18 protein-coding genes and 1 pseudogene are annotated in these 25,184 nt (G+C 68.2%); 12 read left to right on the top strand and 7 right to left on the bottom strand.

Annotated elements, in window-relative coordinates:
• Positions 1–2: 2 nt before the first annotated feature.
• Both HL653_RS16585 and HL653_RS16580 read left to right on the top strand, forming a co-directional pair.
• A complete protein-coding gene (locus HL653_RS16585; RefSeq protein ID WP_171745497.1) occupies positions 3–986 on the top strand; it encodes a glutathione S-transferase family protein in 984 nt (327 codons plus the stop codon).
• The gene (locus HL653_RS16580) at positions 983–1,576 is read left to right on the top strand and encodes an alpha/beta hydrolase (protein ID WP_171745496.1); all 594 of its coding nucleotides are present in this window, start codon (positions 983–985) and stop codon (positions 1,574–1,576) included. The genes HL653_RS16585 and HL653_RS16580 overlap by 4 nt, the downstream gene beginning before the upstream one ends.
• A 66-nt stretch (positions 1,577–1,642) precedes the next feature.
• On the opposite strand, the gene HL653_RS16575 is transcribed toward HL653_RS16580, so the two are convergent.
• On the bottom strand, positions 1,643–4,747 hold the full coding sequence (locus HL653_RS16575) for a glycoside hydrolase family 2 TIM barrel-domain containing protein (protein ID WP_171745495.1): 3,105 nt from the start codon (positions 4,745–4,747) through the stop codon (positions 1,643–1,645).
• A 233-nt stretch (positions 4,748–4,980) separates the two neighbouring features.
• Between HL653_RS16575 and HL653_RS16570 the strand changes: the two genes are divergently transcribed.
• The gene (locus HL653_RS16570) at positions 4,981–5,886 is read left to right on the top strand and encodes a Ku protein (RefSeq protein WP_171747049.1); all 906 of its coding nucleotides are present in this window, start codon (positions 4,981–4,983) and stop codon (positions 5,884–5,886) included.
• The gene (ligD, locus tag HL653_RS16565; protein ID WP_171747048.1) at positions 5,886–8,399 is read left to right on the top strand and encodes a DNA ligase D; all 2,514 of its coding nucleotides are present in this window, start codon (positions 5,886–5,888) and stop codon (positions 8,397–8,399) included. The genes HL653_RS16570 and ligD overlap by 1 nt, the downstream gene beginning before the upstream one ends.
• A 21-nt stretch (positions 8,400–8,420) precedes the next feature.
• On the opposite strand, the gene HL653_RS16560 is transcribed toward ligD, so the two are convergent.
• Together HL653_RS16560 and HL653_RS16555 are read right to left on the bottom strand one after the other, a co-directional pair.
• Positions 8,421–9,725 (bottom strand): sodium:proton antiporter, encoded by a 1,305-nt coding sequence (locus HL653_RS16560; protein WP_171745494.1) that lies wholly within the window; start codon positions 9,723–9,725, stop codon positions 8,421–8,423.
• 113 nt (positions 9,726–9,838) lie between these two features.
• A complete protein-coding gene (locus HL653_RS16555; protein WP_171745493.1) occupies positions 9,839–10,801 on the bottom strand; it encodes a cation diffusion facilitator family transporter in 963 nt (320 codons plus the stop codon).
• Positions 10,802–10,994: 193 nt separating this feature from the next.
• Between HL653_RS16555 and HL653_RS16550 the strand changes: the two genes are divergently transcribed.
• From HL653_RS16550 to HL653_RS16535, 4 genes are all read left to right on the top strand, one after another.
• Positions 10,995–11,396 carry a thioesterase family protein gene (locus tag HL653_RS16550; RefSeq protein WP_253716980.1) on the top strand — a complete coding sequence of 134 codons (402 nt, stop codon included), beginning with the start codon at positions 10,995–10,997 and terminating at the stop codon, positions 11,394–11,396.
• A gap of 107 nt (positions 11,397–11,503) precedes the next feature.
• Entirely contained in the window at positions 11,504–13,579 is a 2,076-nt protein-coding gene (locus HL653_RS16545) for a catalase (protein WP_171745491.1), read from the top strand.
• A 24-nt stretch (positions 13,580–13,603) separates the two neighbouring features.
• The gene (locus HL653_RS16540; RefSeq protein WP_171745490.1) at positions 13,604–14,083 is read left to right on the top strand and encodes a hypothetical protein; all 480 of its coding nucleotides are present in this window, start codon (positions 13,604–13,606) and stop codon (positions 14,081–14,083) included.
• Between the two features lie 127 nt (positions 14,084–14,210).
• On the top strand, positions 14,211–15,650 hold the full coding sequence (locus tag HL653_RS16535) for an NAD-dependent succinate-semialdehyde dehydrogenase (RefSeq protein ID WP_171745489.1): 1,440 nt from the start codon (positions 14,211–14,213) through the stop codon (positions 15,648–15,650).
• Between the two features lie 47 nt (positions 15,651–15,697).
• Here the strand turns inward: HL653_RS16535 and HL653_RS16530 are convergent, their stop codons facing one another.
• Together HL653_RS16530 and HL653_RS16525 are read right to left on the bottom strand one after the other, a co-directional pair.
• Positions 15,698–16,792: a PepSY domain-containing protein gene (locus HL653_RS16530; protein WP_171745488.1), complete on the bottom strand. Its 1,095-nt coding sequence runs from the start codon at positions 16,790–16,792 to the stop codon at positions 15,698–15,700.
• A complete protein-coding gene (locus tag HL653_RS16525; RefSeq protein WP_253716978.1) occupies positions 16,792–18,879 on the bottom strand; it encodes a TonB-dependent receptor in 2,088 nt (695 codons plus the stop codon). Before HL653_RS16525 ends, HL653_RS16530 begins: the two co-directional genes overlap by 1 nt.
• A gap of 238 nt (positions 18,880–19,117) precedes the next feature.
• On the opposite strand from HL653_RS16525, the gene cobO reads away from it, so the two are divergent.
• Positions 19,118–19,726, top strand: coding sequence for a cob(I)yrinic acid a,c-diamide adenosyltransferase (gene cobO, locus HL653_RS16520; RefSeq protein WP_171745486.1), 609 nt, complete (start codon positions 19,118–19,120; stop codon positions 19,724–19,726).
• A gap of 2 nt (positions 19,727–19,728) precedes the next feature.
• Positions 19,729–20,375 (top strand): annotated as a pseudogene (gene bluB, locus HL653_RS16515) (5,6-dimethylbenzimidazole synthase).
• Here bluB and HL653_RS16510 read toward each other — a convergent pair.
• Positions 20,362–21,195: an ABC transporter substrate-binding protein gene (locus HL653_RS16510; RefSeq protein ID WP_171745485.1), complete on the bottom strand. Its 834-nt coding sequence runs from the start codon at positions 21,193–21,195 to the stop codon at positions 20,362–20,364. The pseudogene bluB and the gene HL653_RS16510 overlap by 14 nt on opposite strands.
• Before the next feature lie 72 nt (positions 21,196–21,267).
• Here HL653_RS16510 and HL653_RS16505 point away from each other — a divergent pair, with 72 nt between their 5' ends.
• Both HL653_RS16505 and HL653_RS16500 read left to right on the top strand, forming a co-directional pair.
• Positions 21,268–22,278: an iron ABC transporter permease gene (locus HL653_RS16505; RefSeq protein WP_171745484.1), complete on the top strand. Its 1,011-nt coding sequence runs from the start codon at positions 21,268–21,270 to the stop codon at positions 22,276–22,278.
• Positions 22,272–23,054, top strand: a complete 783-nt coding sequence (locus HL653_RS16500) for an ABC transporter ATP-binding protein (RefSeq protein WP_171745483.1) — start codon at positions 22,272–22,274, stop codon at positions 23,052–23,054. The genes HL653_RS16505 and HL653_RS16500 overlap by 7 nt, the downstream gene beginning before the upstream one ends.
• A gap of 182 nt (positions 23,055–23,236) precedes the next feature.
• Here HL653_RS16500 and HL653_RS16495 read toward each other — a convergent pair whose 3' ends face one another.
• Positions 23,237–25,168 (bottom strand): glycosyltransferase, encoded by a 1,932-nt coding sequence (locus tag HL653_RS16495; protein WP_171745482.1) that lies wholly within the window; start codon positions 25,166–25,168, stop codon positions 23,237–23,239.
• Positions 25,169–25,184: the final 16 nt, after the last annotated feature.

Raw genomic sequence — 25,184 nt, 5'->3', positions numbered from 1 at the left:
CCATGCTGGTGAACGGAAAATGGACCGCCGACTGGCAGCCGGTACAAGCCACGGACGAGAAAGGCGGCTTCGTCCGCCAGATTTCGGGCTTTCGCAACTGGGTGACGCCGGACGGCAGCCCCGGCCCGACGGGCACGGGCGGCTTCGCGGCGGAGGCAGGCCGCTATCATCTGTACGTCGCGCTCATCTGCCCGTGGGCATCGCGGACTTTGATCGCCCGCCGCCTGAAGGGGCTGGACGGCGCCATCTCGGTGTCCGTGGTCGAACCGGCGCTGACCGACGAGGGCTGGCGCTTCGGCGATGATCGCGGCGCCACGCCCGATCATCTCCACGGCCTGGCCTACGCGCACCAGCTCTATACGCGCGCGGATCCGGCTTACACCGGCCGCGCCACCGTGCCCGTGCTGTGGGACAGGAAGACCGACACGATCGTCAGCAACGAATCCGCCGATATCGTGCGGATGCTGAACAGCGGCTTCGGCCCGCTGGCGGACGACACGGTGGACCTCTATCCCGCCGATCTGCGCGATGCGATCGACGCGCTGAACGATGCGATCTATCCCCGGCTCAACAACGGCGTCTATCGCACCGGCTTCGCGACCACGCAGATCGCCTATGACGAAGCCTTCCGCGACGTGTTCTCGATGCTCGATGCGCTGGAGGCCCGGCTGGCCGATGGCCGCGCATTCCTGTTCGGCGATCGCCTGACCGAAACGGATATCCGCCTGTTCGTCACGCTGGTGCGGTTCGATGCGGCCTATCACGGCCTGTTCAAATGCAATCTGCGCCGGATCGCGGACTATCCCGCGCTCAGCCGCTATCTCGGCGGGATGCTCGCCGTGCCCGGCATCCGCGAGACGGTGAGCATCGATCACATCAAGCGCGGCTATTATTCGATCAAGGCGCTGAATCCTACCGGGATCGTGCCGATCGGCCCGGATCTGCCCGGTCTCGATCCCGTTTCCCTCACGGGAGGTGCCGCATGAGCCGCCGGCTCGTCCTGTTCCTTCACGGCGTCGGCAGCCGGGGCGGCGATCTCGCCGGCCTTGGCGGCCTGTGGCGGGAGAGGCTGCCCGACACCGCCTTCGTCGCGCCCGACGCCCCCTTTCCCTTCGATCAGGGAAGTGGCGGGCGCCAGTGGTTCAGCGTGGCCGGCGTCACCCCGGACAATCGTGCGGCGCGGATCGTCGCCGCACGGGGCGCCTTCGATGCTTTGGTGTCGGACATCCTGGAGCGCGAGGGGTTCGCCGATCGGCTCGACAAGGTGGCCTTCGTCGGTTTCTCGCAGGGAAGCATCATGGCGCTGGACGCCATCGCCTCCGGCAGATGGCCCGTCGGCGCGGTGGTGGCCTTCTCCGGTCGGCTCGCCTCGCCGCTGCCGATTGCGCCCGGCTCCGCCCGCATCTGCCTGATCCACGGCACCGCCGATCCGGTCATGCCCGTGGCGGAAGCCAGGGCTGCCGAGGCGGCGCTGCGCGCGGCCGGCGCCCCCGTCTCGCTCCACATCGAGCAAGGCGGCGGCCACATGATCTCGGCCGAGGGAATCCGGATCGCCGGAGACTTTCTCGCAGGTTGAACGCCCGGCGGACGACCCTGTCCGCCTTGTGCGCATGCATCCCCATCTGCCGAAACCGTCTCGCGGTCAGCGGAGATGGAACAGCAGGCGTCCCGAATAGTGCCCCGATGCCGCCGTCGGCTGTCCCGCTGGTCCGGTCGCGCCCGGCGGCTGGAATTTCGCGCCGATCGCCGGGATGGCTTTCAGAAAGCCGATATCGCTGGCCGGAAAGGCCGGCGACGTATCGGGCGTGTCCGCCATGTGCGCACCGATCTGGAGGAACGTGTTCGCATCGTCGGTGCGGACATCCCAGGGGCCGGACGCCGTATCGAAGCGCGCCCAGTGCAGGTCCGCGAAATAGCCGGCATCGGCGGGGCGCTGGGCGGATCCGGGACGGTCCAGCGCGATGTCGTCGACACCCAGTTCATTGCCGCGCTCCCGGTTTTTCCACACCGGCCTCGGCCCCGAGGCGAGCGCCCGGACCGATCTCACCTGCGCGGGCGGCTGATCGAAGCCGATCCCGTGGTACAGATAGGAGCCGGTCAGCGAATAGGAATAATCGAGCGTCACCGTCCCGTCGGGCCGCATCGTCCAGCGCGCCCGATCCAATCCGCCCGCGCCCTGCGCCTCGACCCACGCGATCGCCTGCTTCGTGACGGGGTCGATGCCCTCGCCGGTCGTGATCGTCGCGGCCCCCGGCGCGGCGGGAAACCGGTCGGGCTCCGCGCCGATGCGAACCGAGACGATGGTCGGGGTGCGATGAACGGCATGAATCCCCGTCAGGCGCACGAAGGCGACGTTCTGGGCCGGGAAGGTGTAGAGCTTGCCGTCCCGGTCGGTCCGCTCGCCGGAATAGACCGTCCGCCAGTTCTCCCCGTCGGCGGAGATGTCCAGCCCGAAGCCACCCCAACTGTCGTCGGGCGTCAGGCCGATGTCGATCTCCGCCCGGTCGGCGAAGACCGCCTTCGGCAGACGATAAATGCCGTCGCCCGCCGCCGTCGCCTCGCTCCAGAGCGGCTTCTGCGCGGGATCCTCCGCCTTCATCGCGACGAGGCGGGGCCCGTTACGGAACGACAGGTCGCGCCCGCCGCGCCCCATCCCCGCCAGCAGCCCGGTCGTCGCATCGAAGCGGGCGGTCACGCCGCCGGCCGTCAAGCGGATCAGGGCGCCCTGCCGTTCCAGATGCGGCGCCGGACCGGTCGCGGTCTTGGGCGCCTCCCCATCCTTTTCGACGGGCCAGGTCCATTGCCAGAGCGGCGCATCGCCGCGCTTCGCCGTGATCGTCAGCGCATCGGCCTTAGCCCAGCCCGCCGCGAGCGGCACGCGTAACGCGCCCTCCGCGTGGGGGGCGATGGCCGGGCTCTCCACGCTGCCCGAGGCGATCGTGCGCGGCGTCGTGTCCCGATCATAGGGGCCTGCGAAACGCACCCAGGAATAGGTGAAGCCCACCGTGTCGAGCGCGGTGAAATCATAATGGTTGGCGACGGTGAGCGCTCCGGCGAAGCGGCGATCCAGCCGGGGGGTGACGATCTGGACGGGCGACCAGACATCCTTGACCGTGAAGGCGCTGGGCTCCCATTCGTGGCGGGGGCCGACGATGCCGTCCGGCGCCAGCGTCGCGGCGACATCGATCCGCCCGCCCTGGTCCGTCCGGGCGACGCCTTCGTCCGCGAAATTCCAGATGAAGCCGCCTGCGCCGCGCGGCGAGGTCGAGATGGCGCGCCAGTAATCGTCCAGGCCCGCGCCTCCCCCGCCGTCATATAGCCCGTGGAGAAACTCCGTCGGCATGACGAGGGCCGGCCCCTGCAGCCGGTGGGCCAGATCGTCGTAGCGGGGATAATGTTTGGTATCGATGCCGCCATGCCATTCCCACGGATGCAGCACGACGCGACGCTGCGGATCGTAGAGCGCGAAGTCGCCATCCAGTGCGCGGTTCCAGCCGCCCTCGTTGCCATTGTCCCAGAACAGGATCGAGGGGTGGTTGACGTCGCGTTCGACCAGTTCGCGCACCAGCTTGCGCCCGACCTCCAGATCATGCGCGTGCTGCCAGCCGCTGAGTTCGTCCAGCACGTACAGGCCGAGTTCGTCCGCCGCCTTCAGGAAAGAGTCTTCCGGCGAGTAATGGGACATCCGGACGGCGTTCATGTTCAGCGATTTCAGCTCGCGCACATCCGCATAGGCGTCGGCGCGATCCAGCGCGCGGCCCGTTTCCGCGCGGAAACTGTGGCGATTGACGCCCTTCAGCAGGATGCGCCGTCCGTTCAGGAACAACCCCTCCGGTCGCACCTCGAAGGTGCGAAAGCCGAAACGCTGGCGCATCCGGTGGACCGCCGTCTCGCCATTGTAGAGCGTGAGATCGAGCGCATAGAGACGGGGTGTTTCCGCCGTCCACAAGTCCGGATCGGCAACCTGTCCTTCCACGCGCAGCCGGCCGGTGCCGCCCGCCGGGATCGTGGTGGAAAAAGGCGCGCCGACGGGCTTGTCGTCCAGCGTCACCACCTGCCCCTCGATCCGGGTGACGGTCTGTTCGCCCACCCGGCCCCCTTGCGGAGCGGCCAGCACCACATCGGCGGCGATATGGCCGTCGGCGCGCGCATCGATGGCGGCGGTGGCGATCGACTGGGCCGGCGCCGCCTCCAGCCACGCCGGCCGATAGATGCCGCTGAACGCCCAATAATCGCCGTGGCGCTCGGCGATCTCGGTGTCCCGTGCTGCGGAAACCTCGCTGACGTCGACTTCGATCAGCGCCTCCTCGCCCGGTTTGACGAGGTCGGAAATATCGTAGCTGAAGCGGTTGAAGCCGCCCTGATGGACCGGGCCGGCGCTCTTTCCGTTGATCCTGACCAGCGTGTCGGTCATCACCGCATCGAACACGATCCGGATCACCCGCCCCTTCCAGTCGGCCGGGATCGCGATGCGGCGGCTGTAGACGCCGTGGTCACCGTCGGAGCGCGGCCCCTTGTCATAGCCATATTGATAATGGCCGAAGCCCTGCTGCTGCCAGTTGGACGGCACGGCGATGCGCGTCGCCTTGCCGGCCTGCATGCCGCCATCGATCCGGAAGTCCCACGGCACGGCATCGGCGGGGCCGTGGCCCGTGAGCATGATCCGCTGCGTCTGCGGCACCGTCCCCGCGACCGCCCCCGACGTGCACAGAGCCACCGCGAACCCCGCACGCAATCCATACCGCATCAAGCCAAACCCTCGCCCAGATTTGTATGACATCTAACGCGCAATATCGGGATTGTCTTGGCCCGGCTGGCATCGCGGGCGGATCGCGATGCGAGGCGGCCTGGCGGCCTGACGGCCGGGGCGGGTCGTCGAACGGCGCCTCGGGGCGGCCGCTGCTCGCGGAGGCCAGCGGCACCGATGGAACCACGCCCGCCTTCCCCGCTTTGATGCGCGGTCCAACCGGAGACCTCGACATGCCCGCGCGCGCTTATTGGCAAGGCCAGATCCGGCTCGCGCTGGTTTCGATCCCGGTCGAGATCTATTCCGCCACCCGGAGCGGCGCGACCGTCTCGTTCCGCCAGATCCACGAGCCGTCCGGCAAGCGCATCCATTACGAGAAGGTGGTGGACGGCATCGGCCCGGTCGATCCCGAAGAGATCATGAAGGGCTTCGAATATGAGAAGGGCGAGTTCGTCCTGCTCGACGAGAAGGAGATCGAAGGCGTCAAGCTGGAGAGCAAGAAGACGCTGGAACTGACCCAGTTCGTCGACGCCCACGAGGTCGACGCCATCTATTATGACAAGCCATATTATGTCGTGCCGGCCGACGATCTGGCCGAGGAAGCGTTCGTCGTGCTGCGCGAGGCGCTCCGCAAGACGCGCAAGGTGGGGCTCGGCCAACTGGCGCTGCGCGGCCGGGAGTATGTGGTCAGCCTGAAGCCGTGCGGGCGCGGGCTGGTGCTGGAGACTTTGCGCTACGCCGACGAGGTGAACAAGGCGGCGAGCTATTTCCGCGACATCCCCGATGTGAAGCCGGACGAGGATCTGCTCGATCTCGCCACGACGCTGATCGAGAAGAAATCGGGCAAGTTCGACGCCTCGGAATTTCACGATCGCTATGTCGATGCGCTGCGCGATCTGATCGCGCGCAAGCGCAAGTCGAAATCGGGCAAGGTCAGCCTCGATGCGGACGATGATCGCCCGGCCAAAGGCGGATCGAACGTGATCGATCTGATGGCCGCGCTCAGGAAGTCGCTCGACAAGCCCGCCGCCGGCACGGCCGCGAAGAAGGCCGCGCCCGCCAAGTCCGCACCTGCCAAGGCCGCCCCGAAGAAGCCACCGGCGAAGAAGCCCGCCGCGCGCACCCGCAAGAGCGCATGATGGCGCGCGCCGATCCGCTCGCCGCCTACAATGCCAAGCGCGATTTCAAGCGCACCCGCGAGCCGAAGGGCGCCCGCGCCGATGCGGGCGACGGCCATCTCTTCATCGTCCAGAAGCATGACGCCACCCGCCTCCACTGGGATTTCCGGCTGGAGATGGAGGGCGTGCTCAAAAGCTGGGCGGTGACGCGCGGCCCCTCCCTCGATCCCGACGACAAGAGGCTCGCCGTCCGCACCGAGGATCACCCTTTGTCCTATGCCGGCTTCGAGGGCACGATCCCCAAAGGCGAATATGGCGGCGGCACGGTGATGCTGTGGGACGTCGGCACATGGGAACCCGTCGGCGGCAAGGATCCCGCGAAGACGATCGAGCAGGGCCATGTCCACGTCCTGCTCCACGGGCGGCGGATGCAGGGCGAGTGGCTGCTGGTGCGGATGAAGCCCCGGCCGGGCGAGAAACGCGAGAACTGGCTCTTACGCAAAGTGGCGGATGCCCATGCCGGCGCCTCGGGCGATCTGGTCGAAACCGGGCTCACCTCGGTCGAGAGCGGACGCAGCATGGCCGAGATCGCCCGGGGCGGCGATCCGGTCTGGCATTCCGACACGGCCAAGGCGAAGGCGGACAAGGGCGCCGCCAATGCGCCGGGCAAGCCGCCACCCAAAGCGCCCCGCCCCCGCCGCTCCGCCACCCCGCGCAAGCCCCCCGGCTTCCAGCCGGTCCAGCTCGCCACCCTCGCCGATACGGTTCCCGGCGGCAGCGGCTGGATCCACGAGGTGAAGCTCGACGGCTATCGCACCTTGCTGGCCTGCGGCGATGGCGCGGCCAAAGCCTATACGCGCACCGGCCTCGACTGGTCGGATCGCTTCGCCCCGATCGTCGCCGCCGCCGCGACACTCGCCCCGCACGGCGCGCTGATCGACGGCGAGGTGATCGCGCTCGACAAGGACGGCCGGCCGAGCTTCTCCGTCCTGCAGGCCGCGCTGCAGGACGGTGGCGACCTCCATTATTTCGCGTTCGATCTTCTGGAGGAAGGCGGCGAGGATCTGCGGGATCTCGGCCAGATCGAGCGCAAGGCGCGTCTCTCCGCGCTGCTCGACGGCGTCGCGCCTCCGATCCATTATACCGAGCATGTCGAGAAAGGCGGCGAGGCGCTGTTCGATCGGCTGTGCGGCGACGGCTATGAGGGGATCGTCTCCAAGGCGGCCGACGCGCCCTATCGCGGCCGGCGCACGCGCCAGTGGCTCAAGGTCAAATGCACGCGCCGGCAGGAGTTCGTGATCCTCGGCTATCTGGAAAGCGGCAAGGCCGGGCGCGACCTGCGATCGCTGCTGGTCGGCGTGCAGGAGGATGGCGGGCTGCGTTATGCCGGCAAGGTCGGCACCGGCTTCGATGCCGCCACCCGCGACAGGCTGCTCGCCCGGCTGAAGCCGCTCGCCCGCAAGATGGCCCCCGCCGACGTGCCGAAAGCGGCCGCGCGCGGCGCGCATTGGGTGACGCCCAGGCTGGTCGCGGAGGTCGCCTTCGCCGAATATACGGCGGAGAAGGTGCTGCGCCACGCCAGCTTTCTCGGCCTGCGCGAGGACAAGCCGGCCGAGGAGGTGACGCGGGACAGGCCCGTTCCCGCCCAAAGGCCGAAGAAAGACGCGGCACAGTTCGGCATCGCCATCTCGCACCCCGAACGCATCGTCTTTCCCGACAGCGGCGCCACCAAGGGCGATCTCGCCGCTTATTATGCCGCCATCGCCCCGCCGATGCTGCATTGGCTGGCCGATCGCCCCGTCAGCCTCGTCCGCTGCCCGCAGGGGCGCGGCAAGCATTGCTTCTTCCAGAAGCATGACAGCGGCAGTTTCGGTGGCAGGGTTCCCACCGTCGCGATCCGCGAAAAGAAGGGCGGCGAGGAGGAATATCTGGTCGTCGACAGCGGCGCGGCGATGCTCACCTGCGTTCAGATGGGCACGATCGAATTTCACGGCTGGGGCGCCCCCGCCAGCGACGTCGAGCATCCCGATCGCATGGTGTTCGATCTCGATCCCGACGAGGGACTGGATTTCGCCGCCGTGCGCGATGCCGCGCTGCTGCTGCGCGACCATCTCACCGAGTTGGGCCTGCGGAGTTTCGCGATGGCCTCCGGTGGCAAGGGCGTCCATGTGATCGTGCCGCTGGATCGGAAGGCCGGCTGGCCGGAGGTCAAGGATTTCGCCAGCCGCTTTTCGCGCGCGCTGGCGCAGGCGCAGCCGGCGATCTTCACGGCCAACATGCGCAAGGCCGATCGCAAGGGCCGGATCTTCCTCGACTGGCTACGGAACGAGCGCGGCGCGACGGCGGTGCTGCCTTATTCGGTCAGGGCGCGGGAGCGCCCGACGGTCGCAGCGCCGATCAGCTGGGACGAACTGGCCTCGCTCCAGGATGCGCGACCCTATTCGATCCGCGATGTCGAGCTCCTGCTGGAAAGGGCGGCATCGCCCGCTCTGAAAGACTGGCACCGCGCGGAGCAATCGCTGCCGGACCTCTGACGACGCCGTCAGGGCGATCGGTCAGGACGGCTGCCGCGACGCCCCGCCATGCGCGCTGTCGCCCGGGATCGGATCGCGGCCATGGCGCCTGTCGAGCGACCGCATCGCCGGCGTGACGGTGAGGCCGTGCAGAAGGATCGATATGAGCACGACCAGGCTCAGCAGCGCCCAGAGCCCGCTCTGGTCGCCGGCCTCCATATGGTTGAGGCCATAAGCGAGATAATAGAATGAGCCGACCCCGCGGATACCGAAGAAGGCCAGCATCAGCTTCTCGCTGCGATGCGCCTTGAAGCCCAGCAGACCGATCATCGCGGCGATCGGGCGCACCGCGAACAGGATCAGGATCGCCGCCAGCACCTCCCGCCAGCCGAGCGGCGCGAGCAGCCCGTTCACCAGCGCGCCACCGAACAGCAGCAGCCCCGCCATCATGGCGATGCGCTCGATCTGCTCGGTGAAGTCGTGCATCTCGCGCTGGAATGCGTGGCTCCGATGCGCATGCCGGATCGCGAGCGCGGCGACGAACACGCCGAGAAAGCCGTAACAGCCCGCCAGCTCACAGAGCGCGTAAACGATCAGCGTCGCCGAAATGGCGATCACGCCGTCGCCCGTCTGGGCGAGCTTGCTGTCGGCCGGGATGTGGAAGGTGATCCATCCGAACAGCCATCCGATGATCCAGCCGATCGCGATGCCCGCCGCCGTTTCCCAGATCACGCTGTGCAGCACCCATCCGGTCACCCAGGGCCCGCCGCTGGCGGCCGCCGCCGCCAGCGCGATCGCCAGATGCACGAACGGGAAGGCCAGTCCGTCATTCAGCCCGGCCTCGGACGTGAGGCCGAAGCGCACCTCGTCATCCTCGCCCGATGTGGGCGGCCCCACCTGCACCTCGGCCGCCAGCACGGGATCGGTCGGGGCCATCGCGCCGCCGAGCAGCAACGCGAGCGGTAGAGGCAGCCCCAGCAGCCCGACCCCGATGGCGGTGACCGACGCGATCGTCAGCAGCATCGTGGGGCCCAGCAGCCGCCACGTCACCGCCCAACGTTTCCAGCCGAAGATGCGATCGATCTTCAGGCCCGCCCCCACCAGGGCGACCAGCACCACGAACTCGGTGAAATGTTCGACGAACCTGGGATATTCGCCGGGCAGCGGCACCACGGGCGTCGGCGCATATCGTCCGAGCAGCGCGCCGATGGCGATGCAGACGATCGGCAGCGACAGCGGCAGGTTCCTGAGCGCCAGCGGCAGCCAGGCCACGAGGGCGATCAGCAGACCGACGCCGAGCAGCGCCAGAATATAGGGTTCGGGTGGCCAGGCGAACAATGGGGGCATGCAGGGCAAACCAGCGAGCGCGCCGTGCGTTCATCGGCCCGTCCGATTGCGGGACCGTCGAGGCGGGCGGTGTGCGGCTGTGCGCCGGGAGGAGCGGCTCGAAAAGGCCCCGCTCAGCCCCCGTCCAGATCGTGGGGGCGTGACTGGTGCACCGCGAACTCCCGTTTCTCCGGGCGGATGTAGATCGAGGTCAGCTCCGGCACGGCCGCCTTCATGCGCGTCTCCATCTCCTCGATCAGCGTCTCGGCATCGCCCATGGAGAGATCGTCGGCGAAGTCGGCGCTCACGGCCACGAACACCGCGTCGGGCGCGGTGTGGATCGTGCGGACGTGATTGACGGCGGTGATCGCCGGATGCCCGTCGAGAATGCGCCAGATCTTGCCGACGATCTCGGGATCCGCGCTTTCGCCGATCAGCAGCCCCTTGGCTTCGCGGGCCAGCAGCGCGGCGACGGCGGCCAGAATGATCCCGATCGCGATCGAGGCCACGCCGTCGATCCGGGGATCGCCCAGCCTGTGGCTCGCCCACACGCCAACCCCGGCCAGGGCCAGCCCGATCAGCGCGGCGCTGTCCTCGAACAGCACGATGAAGCCGGCCGGATCCTTGGATCGTCGGATCGACTGCCACCAGCTCTTCGCGCCGCGCTCGTGGTTGAACGCCCGGACGGCGATCCCCCAGGACGTGCCTTCCAGACAGGCGGCGACCGCGAGGACGATATAGTTCGCGGTCGGATCCCGCAGGGGCGCCGGCTCGGCAATGTGGATCCAGCCCTCGTAGATCGAGACGCCCGCGCCCACGGCGAAGATCAGGATCGCGACGACGAACGCCCAGAAATACAGTTCGCGGCCATATCCGAACGGGTGGCTGGCATCGGGCGCCCGTTTGGCGCGCGCCTGGCCGTAGAGCAGAAGGATCTGGTTGCCGCTGTCGACGAGCGAGTGGACGCCCTCGCTGACCATGGACGACGAGCCGGTAAATCCCGCAGCGATGAATTTCGCGACCGCGATCGCCACGTTGGCGAAGAGCGCGCCGTAGAGAACGATATTCTCGCGGATGTGGCCGGTCCGACTGCTCATGGAATGGGAACTCGAACCGCCGGGGTGACAGGGTGTTCCCGTGAGGAAGGGGCGGCGCCTTCCCGGGACAATATGCGCAATTCTGGTCCGACAGGCAGGACCGCATCGTCCGCGACGTCGGAAAGCCGTCACGATCTTACCGATTTATGACCTGGCGGTATCTCCCACCGGCCCTGCAATGGTAAGCTGTGCCATGATTGGTCCCAGCCATGCCCATATCGTCGCCGTTGTCCCCACGGACATCGACTTCATGGGCCATGTCAACAACGCCATCTATCTGACGTGGGTGCAGGGCGCCGTGATCGCCCACTGGCAGCGTTTCGCGCCGGCCGACGCCGTCATGGCGCATGTCTGGATCGCGCTGAAGCACGAGATCACCTATCGCCGGCCCGCCTTCCTCAACGATGCCATCGTCGCCACCGCCACGCTCGAACAGGTCCGCCGCGAGAGCGCCTTCTACGGAACGGTCATCAGCCGGGGTGACGAGGTGCTGGCGGAGGTCAAGTCGCGCTGGTGCTGCCTCGATGCGGTGACGTTCCGCCCGGCGCGCGTGGGCGACGATATCGTCAGCCATTTCGCGGCGCAGTCGGGATGACGGACACGGGATAATCTTGCGGCCCATGCCCGTCGGCAGGACATTCCGGTCCGCTGGCGCGTTATCCACCCCGATTTGCCGAATGAGCGGCGACGAGGGGATTTTCATTGGCCAGCAACGACATCCGTAACGCCGGAAACGGCGGCGAAACCCACCAGCACGCCGAAGGCGAGGCTCCCGTCCTCACCACCAATCACGGCGTTCCGGTCAGCGACAATCAGAACAGCCTCAGGGCCGGCGCGCGTGGGCCGACATTGCTGGAGGACTTCGTCCTTCGCGAGAAGATCTTCCACTTCGATCATGAGCGTATCCCCGAGCGCATCGTCCACGCGCGCGGCTCCGGCGCGCACGGCGTGTTCGAGGCGACCGACGACATCTCGGATCTGTCGAAGGCGGCGGTCTTCACGAAGGGCGAGAAGACCGAGGTGTTCGTCCGTTTCTCCACCGTCGCCGGTGGTGCGGGCTCGGTCGATACGCCGCGCGACGTGCGTGGCTTCGCGGTGAAATTCTATACGCGCGAAGGCAATTGGGATCTGGTCGGCAACAATATCCCGGTCTTCTTCATCCAGGATGCGATCAAGTTTCCGGATCTGGTCCATGCCGTGAAGATGGAGGCGGATCGCGGCTATCCGCAGGCGGGCAGCGCGCACGACACCTTCTGGGACTGGGCCTCGCTGATGCCCGAGACCACCCACATGCTGATGTGGGCGATGTCGGATCGCACCCTGCCCCGCTCGCTGCGGACGATGGAGGGGTTCGGCGTCCACACGTTCAAGCTGGTCAACGCCAAGGGCAAGGCCAGCTTCGTCAAGTTTCACTGGAAGCCGCGCCTCGGCATTCAGTCCACGATCTGGGACGAGGCTCTGAAGCTCCAGGCCGCCGACAATGACTATCATCGCCGCGATCTGTTCGAGGCGATCGACACCGGCGCCTTCCCGCAATGGGATCTCGGCATCCAGGTCTTCGATCAGGCCTTCGCCGACGCCCAACCCTATGACGTGCTGGACGCGACCAAGCTGATCCCGGAAGACGACGTGCCCGTCCGCCTGATCGGCACGCTGACGCTCAACCGCAACGTCGACAATTTCTTCGCCGAGACCGAGCAGGTCGCCTTCCTGCCGAGCAACATCGTGCCCGGCATCGACTTTTCGAACGATCCGCTGCTGCAGGGGCGGCTGTTCAGCTATCTCGACACGCAGAAGTCGCGCCTCGGCACGACCAACTTCCACCAGATCCCGATCAACACGCCGCGCTGCCCGTTCGGCAACTTCCAGCGCGACGGCTTGATGCAGACGATGGTGCCCAAGGGCCGCGCCAATTACGAGCCCAACAGCCTCGCCGCGCATGGCGAGGAAGGCGGCCCGCGCGAGAGCCCCGCGCAAGGCTTCGCCACGACCGACGCCCCCTCCGGTCCAGACGAACAGGGCGAAAAGCTGCGGATCCGCTCGGAGACATTCGCCGATCATTACAGCCAGGCGCGGCTCTTCTATCGCTCGCAGACCGAGAGCGAACAGGCGCATATCGCCTCCTCCTTCGTATTCGAGCTGTCGAAGGTCGGCCTGCTCGATCAGGTCCCGCCGCGCATGGTGGCGAACCTGCGCAATGTGGACGAGGATCTCGCCGCGCGCGTCGCCGCCGGCCTCGGTATCCCGCTGCCCAAGAAGGCGCCGCCCGCGAAGGAGCCCGTCGACATGGCGCCGTCCGATGCGCTGTCGATCCACAAGAATATGAAGGCCACGCTCGAAGGCCGCTCGGTCGGCATCCTGATCGCCGACGGCACCGACGCCGCCGAACTGGCCTCGCTCGTCTCGTCCGTCGAGAAGGCGAAGGGCAAGCCGGTGGTCGTCGCGCCCAAGGTGGGCGGTGCGAAGCTGTCCGATGGATCGCAGCACAAGGCCGACGGCCAACTCGCGGGTTCGCCCAGCCAGATCTTCGATGCGGTCGCCATCCTCCTGTCGGACGAAGGCTGCGAGGCGTTGCTGAAGGAAGGCGCCGCGATCGAGTTCGCGATGAACGCCTTCGCGCACCTCAAGGCGATCGGCGCCAGCGACGCGGCCCGCCCCCTGCTCGACAAGGCCGGCATCGTCCCGGACGACGGCGTGACGGGGCTGGACGGCGCGTTCGTCAAGGCGGCCGGCCGACGCTTCTACGCGCGCGAGCCTTCGCTGCGGACCCTCGCTTGAACATCGCGATCATCGGAGATCCCCATGCTTGATCCCTTCACAAGCTGGTCGCGCATGGTCGCGGCCGGCCTCGATATGCAGTCCACTTGGCTGCGCGGGCTGGAGACCGTGCAGGCGTCCAGCGCCGTGATCAGTGCGCGGAGCGGCAAGATGCGCGATGCGATGGGCTCGCCGATGCAGGCCGATCTCGCCGAGTTCGCGCGGATGGTGCCGGAGAAGGTGGAGGCGTTCGGGCGCAGCGCCAGCGCGATCACCCGCGACGCGATGGCGATGCATGGCGCGTGGACCGTCCAGATGCAGCGCGTCGGGCTGATGATGCTGTCGGGCAAGGTGCCGACCCTGTCCGAGGCGTCCGTGCTGGCGAACCAGACGGCCGACTATGCGCTCGGCGCCATGACGGCCGGAGCCAAGCTCGGCCGGGGCGCGCTCGCCCCCATCCATCGCACCGCGACCGGCAATGCGCGGCGGCTCGGCCACGCGAAACCGAAGGCGAAACGCCAATGAGCCTCGCGTTGCCGACGATCGCCGGATCCCGCCCACAGTCCGCCCCTTCCCCGGTGCCCGCTGCTGGCGTCCCTCCGCTTTTGCTGCGACGATCCGCCATCCCCCGACCGCAGAGGCAGATCCGCGCATGACCTATCCCGACACCCGCCTGTTCATCGCCGGCACGTGGGAGGATGCGGCGGACGGGCGCTCGCTGCCCGTCCGCAATCCCGCCACCGGGCAGGAGATCGGCCGGGTCGCCCACGCCGGCCCCGCCGATCTGGATCGGGCGCTGGACGCCGCGCAGAGCGGCTTCGCGATCTGGCGGGACATGACGGCGGCGCAGCGCAGCCGGATCATGCGCAAGGCCGCCGGGCTGATGCGCGAGCGGGCCGAGGCGATCGCGGCGCTGATGACGCAGGAGCAGGGCAAGCCGCTCGCCGAGGCGAAGGGCGAGGCGATGGCCGCCGCCGACATCATCGAATGGTTCGCCGAAGAGGGCTTCCGCATCTATGGCCGGCTCGTCCCGCATCGCGCCAATCTGGCGGTGCGGCAGATGGTGGTGAAGGATCCGGTCGGCCCGGTGGCGGCGTTCACCCCGTGGAATTTCCCGATCAACCAGGTGGTCCGGAAGATCGCCGCCGGGCTCGCCAGCGGCTGCTCGCTGATCGTCAAGGCGCCGGAGGAGACGCCGGCCAGCCCGGCGGCGCTGATCCGCGCGTTTCAGGATGCGGGGCTGCCGGAAGGCGTGCTGGGTCTGGTCTTCGGCGATCCCGCCGAAATCTCGGACTATCTGATCCGCAGCCCGATCATCCGGAAGATCACCTTCACCGGATCGACGCCGGTCGGCAAGCTGCTCGCCGGCCTCGCCGGCCAGTATATGAAGCGCGTCTCGATGGAATTGGGCGGCCATGCCCCCGTCATCATCTGCGAGGATGCGGACGTTCCGCTCGCCGTCCGCAGCCTCGGCGGGTCGAAGTTCCGCAATGCGGGTCAGGTCTGCATCTCGCCGACCCGCTTCCTCGTCCACCGCAGCGTGGAACAGGAATTCGGTCAGGCGATGGCGGAGCTGGCCAATGGCCTGAAGGTGGGCGACGGGCTGGCCGAGGGCACGCAGATGGGCCCCCTCGCCAATCCGCGCCGCCTCGCCGCGATGGCGGAGTTTCAGCGGGACGCCGTCGACAAGGGCGCGCGCGTGCTGGCCGGCGGGCAGCGCATCGGCGAGGTCGGCAATTTCTGGCAGCCGACGGTGCTGGCGGACGTGCCGCTGGAGGCCCGCTTGTTCAACGACGAGCCGTTCGGCCCCGTCGCCGGCATTCGCGGCTTCGATCGGCTGGAGGAGGCGATCGACGAGGCCAATCGCCTCTCCTTCGGCCTCGCCGGCTATGCCTTCACCCGCTCGCTGGCGAATGCCGATCTGCTGGCCCGCCGCGTCGAGGTCGGCATGATGTGGATCAACACGCCCGCCGCCGGTTCGGCCGAACTGCCGTTCGGCGGGATCAAGGATTCCGGCTACGGCACCGAAGGCGGACCGGAGGCGCTCGACAGCTACCTCAACACGCGGGCCGTGGTGGTCGCGAACATCTAACCGGAAGCGGAGCCTCGGCCCGCGCCGGAGCTCCGCACGCCACGGGCTCACCGCACCGGATCGACCATCCGCGCGTTGGGCTGCGCGCGCTTGGGCGGCGCCTTCCGCTTGAACCAGAACGACCAGACCGTCAGGCTGCCCAGCAGCGCGAGGCCCAGCCCGGACAGCGTCATCACCAGGCGATAGGCCAGACCGCCGACCTTCCCGGCGTGAAGCGGAAACAGCCTATTGTACGCGCCCACCTGCGCCGGCGCATCGGCGGGATCGCGCGCCGCGAGGAGATGCCCGTCGCCCGCCGCGAACCACAAGGTCGTCCGCCCGTTCGGCAGCCACTCCCAGGGCTGCTTCATGCGGATCACGATCAGCCCGTTCGTCTTGCGCGGCAAAGAGAGGCTGCGGAAATCCGCCTCCGGAAACCGCGTATGCGCCGTGCGGATCATCCCGCGCCAGTCGACATCCGGCCCGACATCTCCCGAGGGCGCGGGCGGCCCCTTTGCGGCGGACACGATCGCGGCGGTCGCCCCCGGCCCCAGCAGCACCGACGACAGGGGACGGAAGATGAGGATCGTGCCCGTCACGAACGACAGCAGCAGCAGGGGCGCGACCAGAATGCCGAGATCGCGATGATGGCGGACGATGGCGGGGCGGCTGAGCCGCTTCGGCAGCAGCCGGAACTCGAACGTCCGCCGCGTGCGCCACCACAGGATCGTCCCCGTCACCACGAAGACCAGCCCGGCCAGCCCCGCCACGCCCACGATCGTCTCTCCGCTCTCGCCGGACAGAAGATGTTCGTGGAAGTCGACCAGCCACATTTCCGGCCGCGACCACTGGTTATCCCAGCGCGAGAGGATGCCGCCATCCTGATCCGCATAGGCCCCCGCCCCTTTCTCATAGGCGAGCCGATCCACCCCGAAGCCCGGCGCGGCGAAGGTGATCATGCGCGGCCGCCCGACCGGATCGGCCATCGTCCGCGCGACCATCGCCGCGACGCGATCGGCATCGCGCACGACCGCATCGCCCTTGTGGCTCACCGCCGTCCACGCGTCCTTGTGGAGCAGCACGGCGCCCGAAAGGCCGATCGCGGCGAGCAGCAGGCCGATCAGCCCGCCGAGCCAGCGATGCGCGAGATCGATCCAGCGCATCAGAAGCGATAGGCCCAGGTCAGCGTGAAATTCCGGCCGCGCCCCGAATAGAAGCGCGCATTGTCCGCGGGTCCCTGCGTGTCGGTCAGGTAGGTGATGTAGTCGGCATTGGTCACGTTCTGGACGCTCAGGCTCACCTGGCCGACCGGAAGCTGGTAACCGACAGAGGCGTCCAGCAGCGCATAGCCCGCGAAATTGTTGGCGACGGGCTGGCCCACGAATTCGCGCGACAGATAGAAGCGCCCGCGCAGCTGCGCGGTGAAGGGCCCGCTCTTGTAATCGGCCGTCAGGTTGACGCGATCGGGCGAGATGTTGCCGCCGTCCAGATCGGCATCCAGCCGCCCGTCGCTGTTGGTGTCGGTGCGCCCGATGATGTGGTTGTAGCCGATGCCCAGCTTCAGCCCCTTCACGGGCGTCTGCGTCGTCACGTCGATGTCGAGGCCCTGCAGGCTGATCGGCTGGCGGGTGGTGCTGTAGAAGCCGTCGGCGCCCCGCACGAGGACCTCGCCGAAATCGCTCGACGACCAGTAATAGCTGGTGCTCGCCTCGATCGGCCCGCGCTTGATCTCGACGCCCACCTCGCGATTGTTCGAGATGACGGGCGTGAGGTTCAGGAAGCTGTCGATGCGGACGTTCGCCTGCGAGATGCCGCGCAGCACGCGGCCGATATCGGCGATCGTGAAGCCTTCCGCATAGCTGCCATAGACGCGGATGCCGTGCAGCGGCTCGAGGACGACGCCCCCGTTCCACAAGGCGCGATGAAAGGACGGCTTGCCGCCCGTGACGGCGCGCGAACCGGACGTCGCCAGCGTCGTATAATCCGGCACGTCGAGCTGGACATTCTCATAGCGCATCCCGCCGGCGAGGCGGACGAGACCGTGAAACAGCCCCCAGTTCAGCTGGCCGAACGGAGCCAGGCTGCGGAAGTCGGTCTGCGGCACCCACGAACGCCGGGTCTGGATCAGCGACTGGGCGGTGCGATCGAACAAGGCGTCGAACCCGACCGTGCCGGTCAGATCGGGAATGCCGGGGATCTTGCGCTCGTAATTGATCTTGGCGCCCAGCTTGCGCGACTTGTTCTGCGATTGGTCGAACAACGTGCCGACCGGCGCGATCCGCGCGTCCTGGAACGTCGCCAGGATGCCGCCGCTGAAGATGTTCCGCGTGCGATTGTAGAAGCCCATCAGCGAGAAGGTGCCGCCGCCCAGATCCTTGTCGACCAGCGAGGCGGAGACCAGTTGCGTCAGCCCGGACGCGGGCGTTCCCGGCGTCTCGCCGCGCTGGCTGCTGGCCGGGATGCCGAGCGTGCGGTTGCCGTTCACGCCGACATAATGGCCGTTGCTCTCGATCTTGTAGCGGCTCGCCAGCACTTCGAAGCGCGTGCTGGGCGAGAGATCGACGCCGGCCCGTCCGAAGAAGGACAGCGTGTCCGTATCCTGCAATTCGCTGTTGTTCGGATCGATGCCGATGCGCTTGCCGTCGCCGTCGAGGAACACGCCGCGCCGCTCGAAGGCCACGCCACCCGTGACGTCGAACGCGCCCGATCGGTAGCTCAGCAGCCCGCCCGCCTTGCCGCCCATCGACGAACCCGAAACATCGTCGCCGGCATTGCCCTGCAGCATCGCACGGCCGCTGATGCCATCCTGCGCCGGAGCCTTCACCGTCACCTGATTGACCACGCCGCCCGTGGCGCCGATCCCCTGCAGCGCGTTCGATCCGTAGATCACCTCGATCCGGTCGATGAAGAAGGGATCGATCGTGTAGCCGTCGCGCGCGTCGTTGCGGATCGGGGTGGACTGGGGCACCCCGTCGATCGTGTAGAGCGGCGTCCGTCCGCGCAGCTTCACGCCCGATCCGTTGATCTTGTCCTGCGTGGGCGAGAAAGCCGGCAGCATCGCCGAGAGGGCATCGACGACGGAGCCCGAAATCGCGATCTGGCGGAACAATTCCTCCTGCCCCACCACATCCACCGTCAGCGGCAGGGCGCTGGCGGGCAGCACGGTGCGGGCGGCCGAGACGACGATGTCGTCCGCCGGCGGCGCTGCGATGTCGCCGCCGGCCGAAAGCGTTTCGGCGCCGGCAGGCATGCAGATGCTCGACATCAGAAGAACCACGACCCGGCGAATATGCACTTTTCCCACCCCTTCTCGAACGAAGGGAAGCGCCTATACGCAAATGATAATCAATATCAAACCGTGATATGCACGGAGCATCTCGAACGCGGTGACTCCGGGATTCCGGCCGATAACCGCCGATACGGCGGACGGCGCGCGGATCGGGCAGCCCCGCCCTCGCGCTCGATGGCGTTTCGCGATAGACGCCCTCATGGCCGAACGCACCGAAGAGCAGCACACGGAAAAGATGAAGAAGCGGCAGGCCGCGCAGGCGCGGATCGTCGCGTCGAAGACGGTCGAGAAAGGCCTGCTGATCGTCCACACCGGCAAGGGCAAGGGCAAGACCACCGCCGCGCTCGGCATGGTCGTGCGCGCGATCGGGCATGGTCAGAAGGTCGGCGTCGTCCAGTTCGTGAAGGGCGCGATGGCCACGGGCGAGAAGGCCGTGTTCGATGCCTTCCCCGACCGGATCGAATTCAAGCCGATGGGCGAAGGCTTCACCTGGGACACGCAGGATCGCGCGCGCGACATCGCCGTGGCGCGCACCGCGTGGGACGAGGTGAAGCGCATGATCGCCGATCCCAGTTACAACATGGTGGTAGCGGACGAGCTTAACATCGTGCTGCGCTGCGATTATCTGCCACTGGACGAGGTGCTGGAAGCGCTCGCCGCCAAGCCGGAGATGACGCACGTGATCCTCACCGGCCGCAACGCGCCCGAGGCGTTGATCGAGGCCGCCGATCTCGTCACCGAGATGACGCAGATCAAGCATCCGTTCCGCGATCAGGGCGTGAAGGCGCAGGCCGGAATCGAGTTCTGATCTTGGCCGAAACGCCGCCTTTGTTCGGCCCCGCCTTCCACGGCGAACTGGAAACCCTGCTGACCTGGCGCCGCGACGTGCGCCATTTCCGCACCGATCCGCTGCCCGAACGTGACGTGACGGAGCTGCTGGCGCTGGCCCAGCTGGCGCCCTCGGTCGGCCTTCGCAGCCGTGGCGCTTCATCCGCGTCCGGTCGCCGGAGCTGCGCGAATGGCTCGCCGCGCATGTCGACGAGGAAGCCGCCCGTGCGGGCGCCGCCATCCCCGATCCCGAAAAGCGGGCGGCCTATGCCGCGCTGAAGCTGCACGGCCTGCGCGAGGCGCCGGAGATCCTCGCCGTCTTCTGCGATGACGCAACCGCCGCCGGATCGGGCCTCGGCGCCGCGACCATGCCGGAGGCGCGCACCTATTCGGTCGTGCTGGCGATCCACACACTCTGGCTGGCGGCCCGCGCCCGCGGCATCGGGCTCGGCTGGGTGTCGATCCTCGATCCCGCCCGCGTCACGCAGCGGCTCGACGTGCCCGGCGGATGGCGCTTCGTCGCCCTTCTGTGCCTCGGCTTCCCCACTGAAGCCTCCGCCACGCCCGAACTGGAGCGGCGCGGCTGGCAGGCCCGGATCGACGGGCGGGGAAATGTCAGCGAGCGCTGATCTGGCGCGAAAGGCTGCGCGCCGCCAGCACGTAAGCCGGCCCGCCGCACACGGTCCACGCCTGCGGGATATAAAGCCGCCGGATCCCGCGCAGCAGCGGATGGTGGAGCATCTCCGTCCCCTGATCGGTCACCTGCCGGGTCGCGCTTTCCATGATGAGATAATCGGGGCGCGACGCGATCACCTCCTCCAGGCTCATCTGCGACAGCACCGGCTTGTCCAGCTTCGTCGCGAGATTGGTCAGCCCGACGCGCAGCATCAGGTCGTCGATCAGCGTGCCGCTCCCGCTCAGGAAACCGCGCCGCTGATAATAAGCCGCCACGCCGCCGTGCGGCGCCTTCGGGATCGTGGCCAGTTCGGCGTCCATCCGCCGGATCATCGCCTCGCCCCGCTCGGGATGGCCGACGGCGACCGCGATCTGCCGGATCTGCTCGACGATGTCGGCGTAGCTGTCGGCCATCTTCAGATCCATCGTCCGATAGCCGCGCCCGGCGATCGCGCTCATGATGCCCGCGCGCCGCATCGGCATGCCCACGATCAGATCGGGCTCGATCTCCAGCACCTCTTCCGCCGACTGGCCGAGCAGGCGGATCCCGCGCGTCCGCGCCGCCTCGGCCGACATGTCGGGATTGTTCGCATTGCGCGTGAGGCCGGCAATCTGGTCGCGATCGGCCAAAGCCAGCAGATATTGGTCCGCGCACAGGTTCAGCGACACGATCCGGTGCGGCCGCGCCGGGGGCGTCGCCGCCCCCGCGCCGCAGACTAGCGAGGCGAGGCCGCCCGCGATAACAACGGTGCGAAGACGGTTCCGAAACGACATGAACCGATCCATAGACGCACGCTCCGGCCGCACAAGCGCGACCGGGCCGGGCTCTCCACCACGAGGCGCAGGTTGCAGAATTCCCGTTCCCTCCGCGCCCGTCATCCGGCGCTTGTTCCCGGCCTCATCCTCCTGCTGTTCCTGTCGGCGGTGGCCTCGCTCGCGCTGGGCGCCGTCTCGATCGGCCCGGCGCGGCTGATCGCCGTGCTGGCGGGGCATGGCGATCCGGTCGCCGCCGCGATCCTGCTCGATCTGCGCCTGCCGCGCCTGATCGTGGGGCTGCTGGTGGGCGGAATGCTCGGCCTCGCCGGCGCGGTGCTGCAGGGTTATCTCCGCAATCCGCTGGCCGAGCCGTCGGTACTGGGCGCGTCCAACGCGGCCGCTCTGGGCGCGGTCGGTGCGCTCTATTTCGGGCTGGCGGCGTGGCATGTCCTGCTGCTGCCCCTGCTCGCCATCGGCGGCGGGCTGGTCGCACTGTTGATGCTGTTCGCGCTCTCCGGTCGTTCGGAAAGCCCGCTCACCCTGATCCTCGCCGGCATCGCCGTCTCCACGCTGGCGGGAGCGGGCATCAGCCTCGCGCTCAATCTCTCCGCCAATCCCTTCGCGGCGATGGAGATCATGTCCTGGCTGCTCGGCTCGCTCGAGAATCGCTCGATCCAGCATGTCTGGATCGCTCTGCCCTGCGTCGTGATCGGCACGGCCCTGCTGCTGTTCGACGGCCGCACGCTGGATGCGCTGACGCTGGGCGAGGATGGCGCCCAGTCGCTCGGTGTCGATCTCGCACGCACGCGCACGCGCCTGCTGCTCGGGGTCGCAATCGGCGTGGGGGGTGCCGTGGCGGTGTCGGGATCGATCGGCTTCGTCGGCCTGATCGTGCCGCACCTGATCCGCCCGCTCACCGATCGCAGCCCGTCCTCGATCCTGTTGCCCTCGCTGCTGGGTGGCGCGGTGCTGCTCACCCTCTCCGACATCGCCGTGCGCCTGATCCCCGCCAGCAACGAGCTGAAGCTGGGCGTGGTCACCTCGTTCCTCGGCGTGCCCGTCTTCCTGATCCACCTGATGCGGGAGCGCCGCCTGTGGTGACCGTCACGCTCGAAAGCCTGAGCGTATCGCTCGGCCGCCGGCTGGTGGTGCGGGAGGTCAGCGCCACGCTCGCCTCCGGCGCGCTCATCGGCATCATCGGTCCCAACGGGGCGGGCAAGTCCACGCTCGTGCGCGCGCTGCTGGGGCTGACGAAGCCCGCTTCGGGCGGCGCTCTGATCGACGGGCAGGACGTCACCGCTTTGCCCCGCCGCGCCATCGCCCGCGCGCTCGCTTATCTCCCGCAGGGCCAGACGCTGCATTGGCCGCTGACGGTGGAGCGCCTCGTCGCGCTCGGCCGCCTGCCCCATCTCGCCCCGCTTTCGCGCGTGTCGGCGCAGGATGAGGCGATGGTGGAGCGCGCGATGGAGAAAGCCGGCGTCACCCCCCTGCGCGACCGCATCGCCACCGAGCTTTCCGGGGGCGAACGCGCCCGCGTGATGCTGGCGCGCGCGCTGGCGGTCGGCGCGTCGGGGCTGGTGGCGGACGAGCCCCTCGCCTCGCTCGACCCCGGCCACCAGATCGACGTGATGGAGGTGCTGGCGCACGAAGCCCGCGCCGGCGCGCTGGTGATCGCGGTGCTGCACGATCTGACGATGGCCGCGCGCTATTGCGATCGTCTGCTGCTGCTGGATGGCGGCCGCCTCGCCTGTGACGGAACCGCCGAGGAGGTGCTGACGCCCGACCGCCTGCGCGCGGTCTACGGGATCGAGGCGGCGGTGGACCGCTCCGGCCCCAGGCCGATCGTCACCACATTGGGCCGGGCGGCAAGGGTCTGACGGGACGTCGACCGTCACCCCGCCGCTTCCCCGTCCCGCAGCCGGATCCTAACGCGGCAAAGCCCCGCCACCTTTCGGCCGGGGCAGATCGCGTCGTCGCGCGCATAGGGGGTATTCTCCGCCCGTCGGCACAGCGTGTCCGGCCCGCCCGCCCCCCGCCGGGGCCGGTCGATCGCCTGGGATCAGGCGATCTTGAACGCCGTCCGACGGTGGATCGCCGCGAAGCGGGCCGCCTGTTCGCGCTCCAGCGCCTCCCGCCGGGTGAGATCGCGCTCACCCAGCAGGGCCATGGCGGGGGCGGCCAGGAAGCGCGCACCCGAGAGGAACAGTGCGCCGGCCGCCAGCAACGTCATGTGCCCGCCGATCATCGGCGAGATCATGAACAGCGCCACGATCAGCACCAGATGGGCCGCGCCGATCGCCGTCTCCGGGATCGTCGCCGTGAAGGCGCGCTGCCACGAACCGGCCACCGCGAACTTGGGCGTCCGCGTCCACGGACGGGGCTTCGAGGACAGGCCCGCGATCGCCGCCGTCATCTGCACGTAGGAGAGACTCGCCTTGGCGACTTCCGCCAGCAGCATGTCCGAAATCCGCGTGCAGCCCGAAAGCGTGTAATAGCGCCAGCCCAGCACCACCGCCGCGAGCAGCTGCGTGCCGATCATCGCCCAGGTCACGCCCGGCAGCATCATGTCCGGCAGGGCGCCCGTCGCGGTCAGCACCGTCGCCACCATCATCATGATGAAGCCGAAACCCGTGCCCACCAGCTTCACCAGCGGATCCGCCGCGCGCTGGCATTCCAGCAGCTTGGACCAGGTGTTGAGGTCGGACTTCAGGCCGAACGGACGCGGCAGGAAATAGCGCCAGTAGCGACGAAGCTGCTGCACCGGGCCGGCCGTCCACCGGAAGCGCTGCTTGCGATAATCCTCGAACGTCTCGGGGATCAGGCCGCGGCCGAACGTCTGCGGCAGATAGACGCCGTCATAGCCGATCTTGCGGATGCGGATCGAAATCTCGCTATCCTCGGTCAGGCACCATTCGGCCCAGCCGCCCACTTCGCGGATCACGTTGGCGCGGACGATGCACATCGTGCCGATCGTGAAGGCCGCGTTATATTCGTTGATGCCCGGATAGACGACCTTGTTGGTCGGCATATATTCCCAGTAGCAGCCGCGCAGATAGGTGCTGGCCTCATGCTCGCGATAATCGTGCGGCGTCTGGACGTAACCGATCTTGGGATCGTCGAAGAAACCGGAGATCTTGGCGAGGAAATCGGGCTCGGCGAGATAATCTGCGTCCATCACCGCGACGAGCGAGGCGCGCTTGTCCATGCGCGGCATCAGCCAGTTGAGCGCGCCGGCCTTGGCGCCCTCCAGCGGGGCGACATGGAAGAAGCGGAAGCGCTCGAAGCCCAGCTTGGCGTTCAGCCGGCGGCAATGCGCCTCCACCGGGCGCCACAGCGCCTCGTCCTTGGTGTTGTTGTCGCAGACCATCACCTCGAAATTCGGGTAGGTCTGGTTGGCCACGCTATCCAGCGTCGCGATCACCAGCTCCGGCGGTTCGGCATAGCAGGCCACCTGCACCGAGATCATCGGCGCATCGCGATTGAGCTTGGGCGGCATCGGCTGGTTCGGACGATCCCAGCTGACGTGGGTCAGCATCGCCTGCCGCACCATCGATCCGGCCATGTTGAAGCCCAGCAGCAGCACGCTGACCGTCGAGCCCATCACCCAGAGCACCAGCGCCCACATCGGATAGGACAGGTCGACCAGCACCACGAAGGACCAGGGCAGCGCGGTGAGCAGCAGCAGCGGCTGCACCGCCAGCGCCAGGGCGCCCGCCGCCGTGAGGCGCGGCATCGCCCAGCTGGCCAGGCTCGCGCCCAGCAGCGCCAGGATCGTCGCGACCAGCGCGCCGGTGGACTCGCCGGTCAGCAGCGCGGCTGCGACCGCGCAGCCTACGGCCGTGGCCCAGACGGGCAGGATCTGCCGCCCACGTGACTGATCGATCCCGAACGGAGTGCGGATCTGCCACGCCATGAAGAGCGCGGCGGCCACCGTCGTAAGCGACAGGTCTAGTAACGCCGCGTCGAAGACGGCGCGTGCGGGCAGCATCATAGGATCTCTCACCTGA

The sequence above is a fragment of the Sphingomonas sp. AP4-R1 genome, from assembly GCF_013113735.1.
Classification (GTDB): domain Bacteria; phylum Pseudomonadota; class Alphaproteobacteria; order Sphingomonadales; family Sphingomonadaceae; genus Sphingomonas_I.
This window is presented reverse-complemented; position numbering and strand designations above follow the sequence as displayed.

What these genes read in the sequence shown, in the direction of transcription:
- HL653_RS16495 (WP_171745482.1), bottom strand. Translation starts at nt 25,168, where the DNA reads ATGATGCTGCCCGCACGCGCCGTCTTCGACGCGGCGTTACTAGACCTG.
- HL653_RS16530 (WP_171745488.1), bottom strand. Translation starts at nt 16,792, where the DNA reads ATGCGCTGGATCGATCTCGCGCATCGCTGGCTCGGCGGGCTGATCGGC.
- HL653_RS16575 (WP_171745495.1), bottom strand. Translation starts at nt 4,747, where the DNA reads ATGCGGTATGGATTGCGTGCGGGGTTCGCGGTGGCTCTGTGCACGTCG.
- HL653_RS16560 (WP_171745494.1), bottom strand. Translation starts at nt 9,725, where the DNA reads ATGCCCCCATTGTTCGCCTGGCCACCCGAACCCTATATTCTGGCGCTG.
- cobO (WP_171745486.1), top strand. Translation starts at nt 19,118, where the DNA reads ATGGCCGAACGCACCGAAGAGCAGCACACGGAAAAGATGAAGAAGCGG.
- HL653_RS16550 (WP_253716980.1), top strand. Translation starts at nt 10,995, where the DNA reads ATGATTGGTCCCAGCCATGCCCATATCGTCGCCGTTGTCCCCACGGAC.
- HL653_RS16585 (WP_171745497.1), top strand. Translation starts at nt 3, where the DNA reads ATGCTGGTGAACGGAAAATGGACCGCCGACTGGCAGCCGGTACAAGCC.
- HL653_RS16540 (WP_171745490.1), top strand. Translation starts at nt 13,604, where the DNA reads ATGCTTGATCCCTTCACAAGCTGGTCGCGCATGGTCGCGGCCGGCCTC.
- HL653_RS16580 (WP_171745496.1), top strand. Translation starts at nt 983, where the DNA reads ATGAGCCGCCGGCTCGTCCTGTTCCTTCACGGCGTCGGCAGCCGGGGC.
- HL653_RS16525 (WP_253716978.1), bottom strand. Translation starts at nt 18,879, where the DNA reads ATGCCTGCCGGCGCCGAAACGCTTTCGGCCGGCGGCGACATCGCAGCG.
- HL653_RS16510 (WP_171745485.1), bottom strand. Translation starts at nt 21,195, where the DNA reads ATGTCGTTTCGGAACCGTCTTCGCACCGTTGTTATCGCGGGCGGCCTC.
- HL653_RS16535 (WP_171745489.1), top strand. Translation starts at nt 14,211, where the DNA reads ATGACCTATCCCGACACCCGCCTGTTCATCGCCGGCACGTGGGAGGAT.
- HL653_RS16570 (WP_171747049.1), top strand. Translation starts at nt 4,981, where the DNA reads ATGCCCGCGCGCGCTTATTGGCAAGGCCAGATCCGGCTCGCGCTGGTT.
- HL653_RS16555 (WP_171745493.1), bottom strand. Translation starts at nt 10,801, where the DNA reads ATGAGCAGTCGGACCGGCCACATCCGCGAGAATATCGTTCTCTACGGC.
- ligD (WP_171747048.1), top strand. Translation starts at nt 5,886, where the DNA reads ATGGCGCGCGCCGATCCGCTCGCCGCCTACAATGCCAAGCGCGATTTC.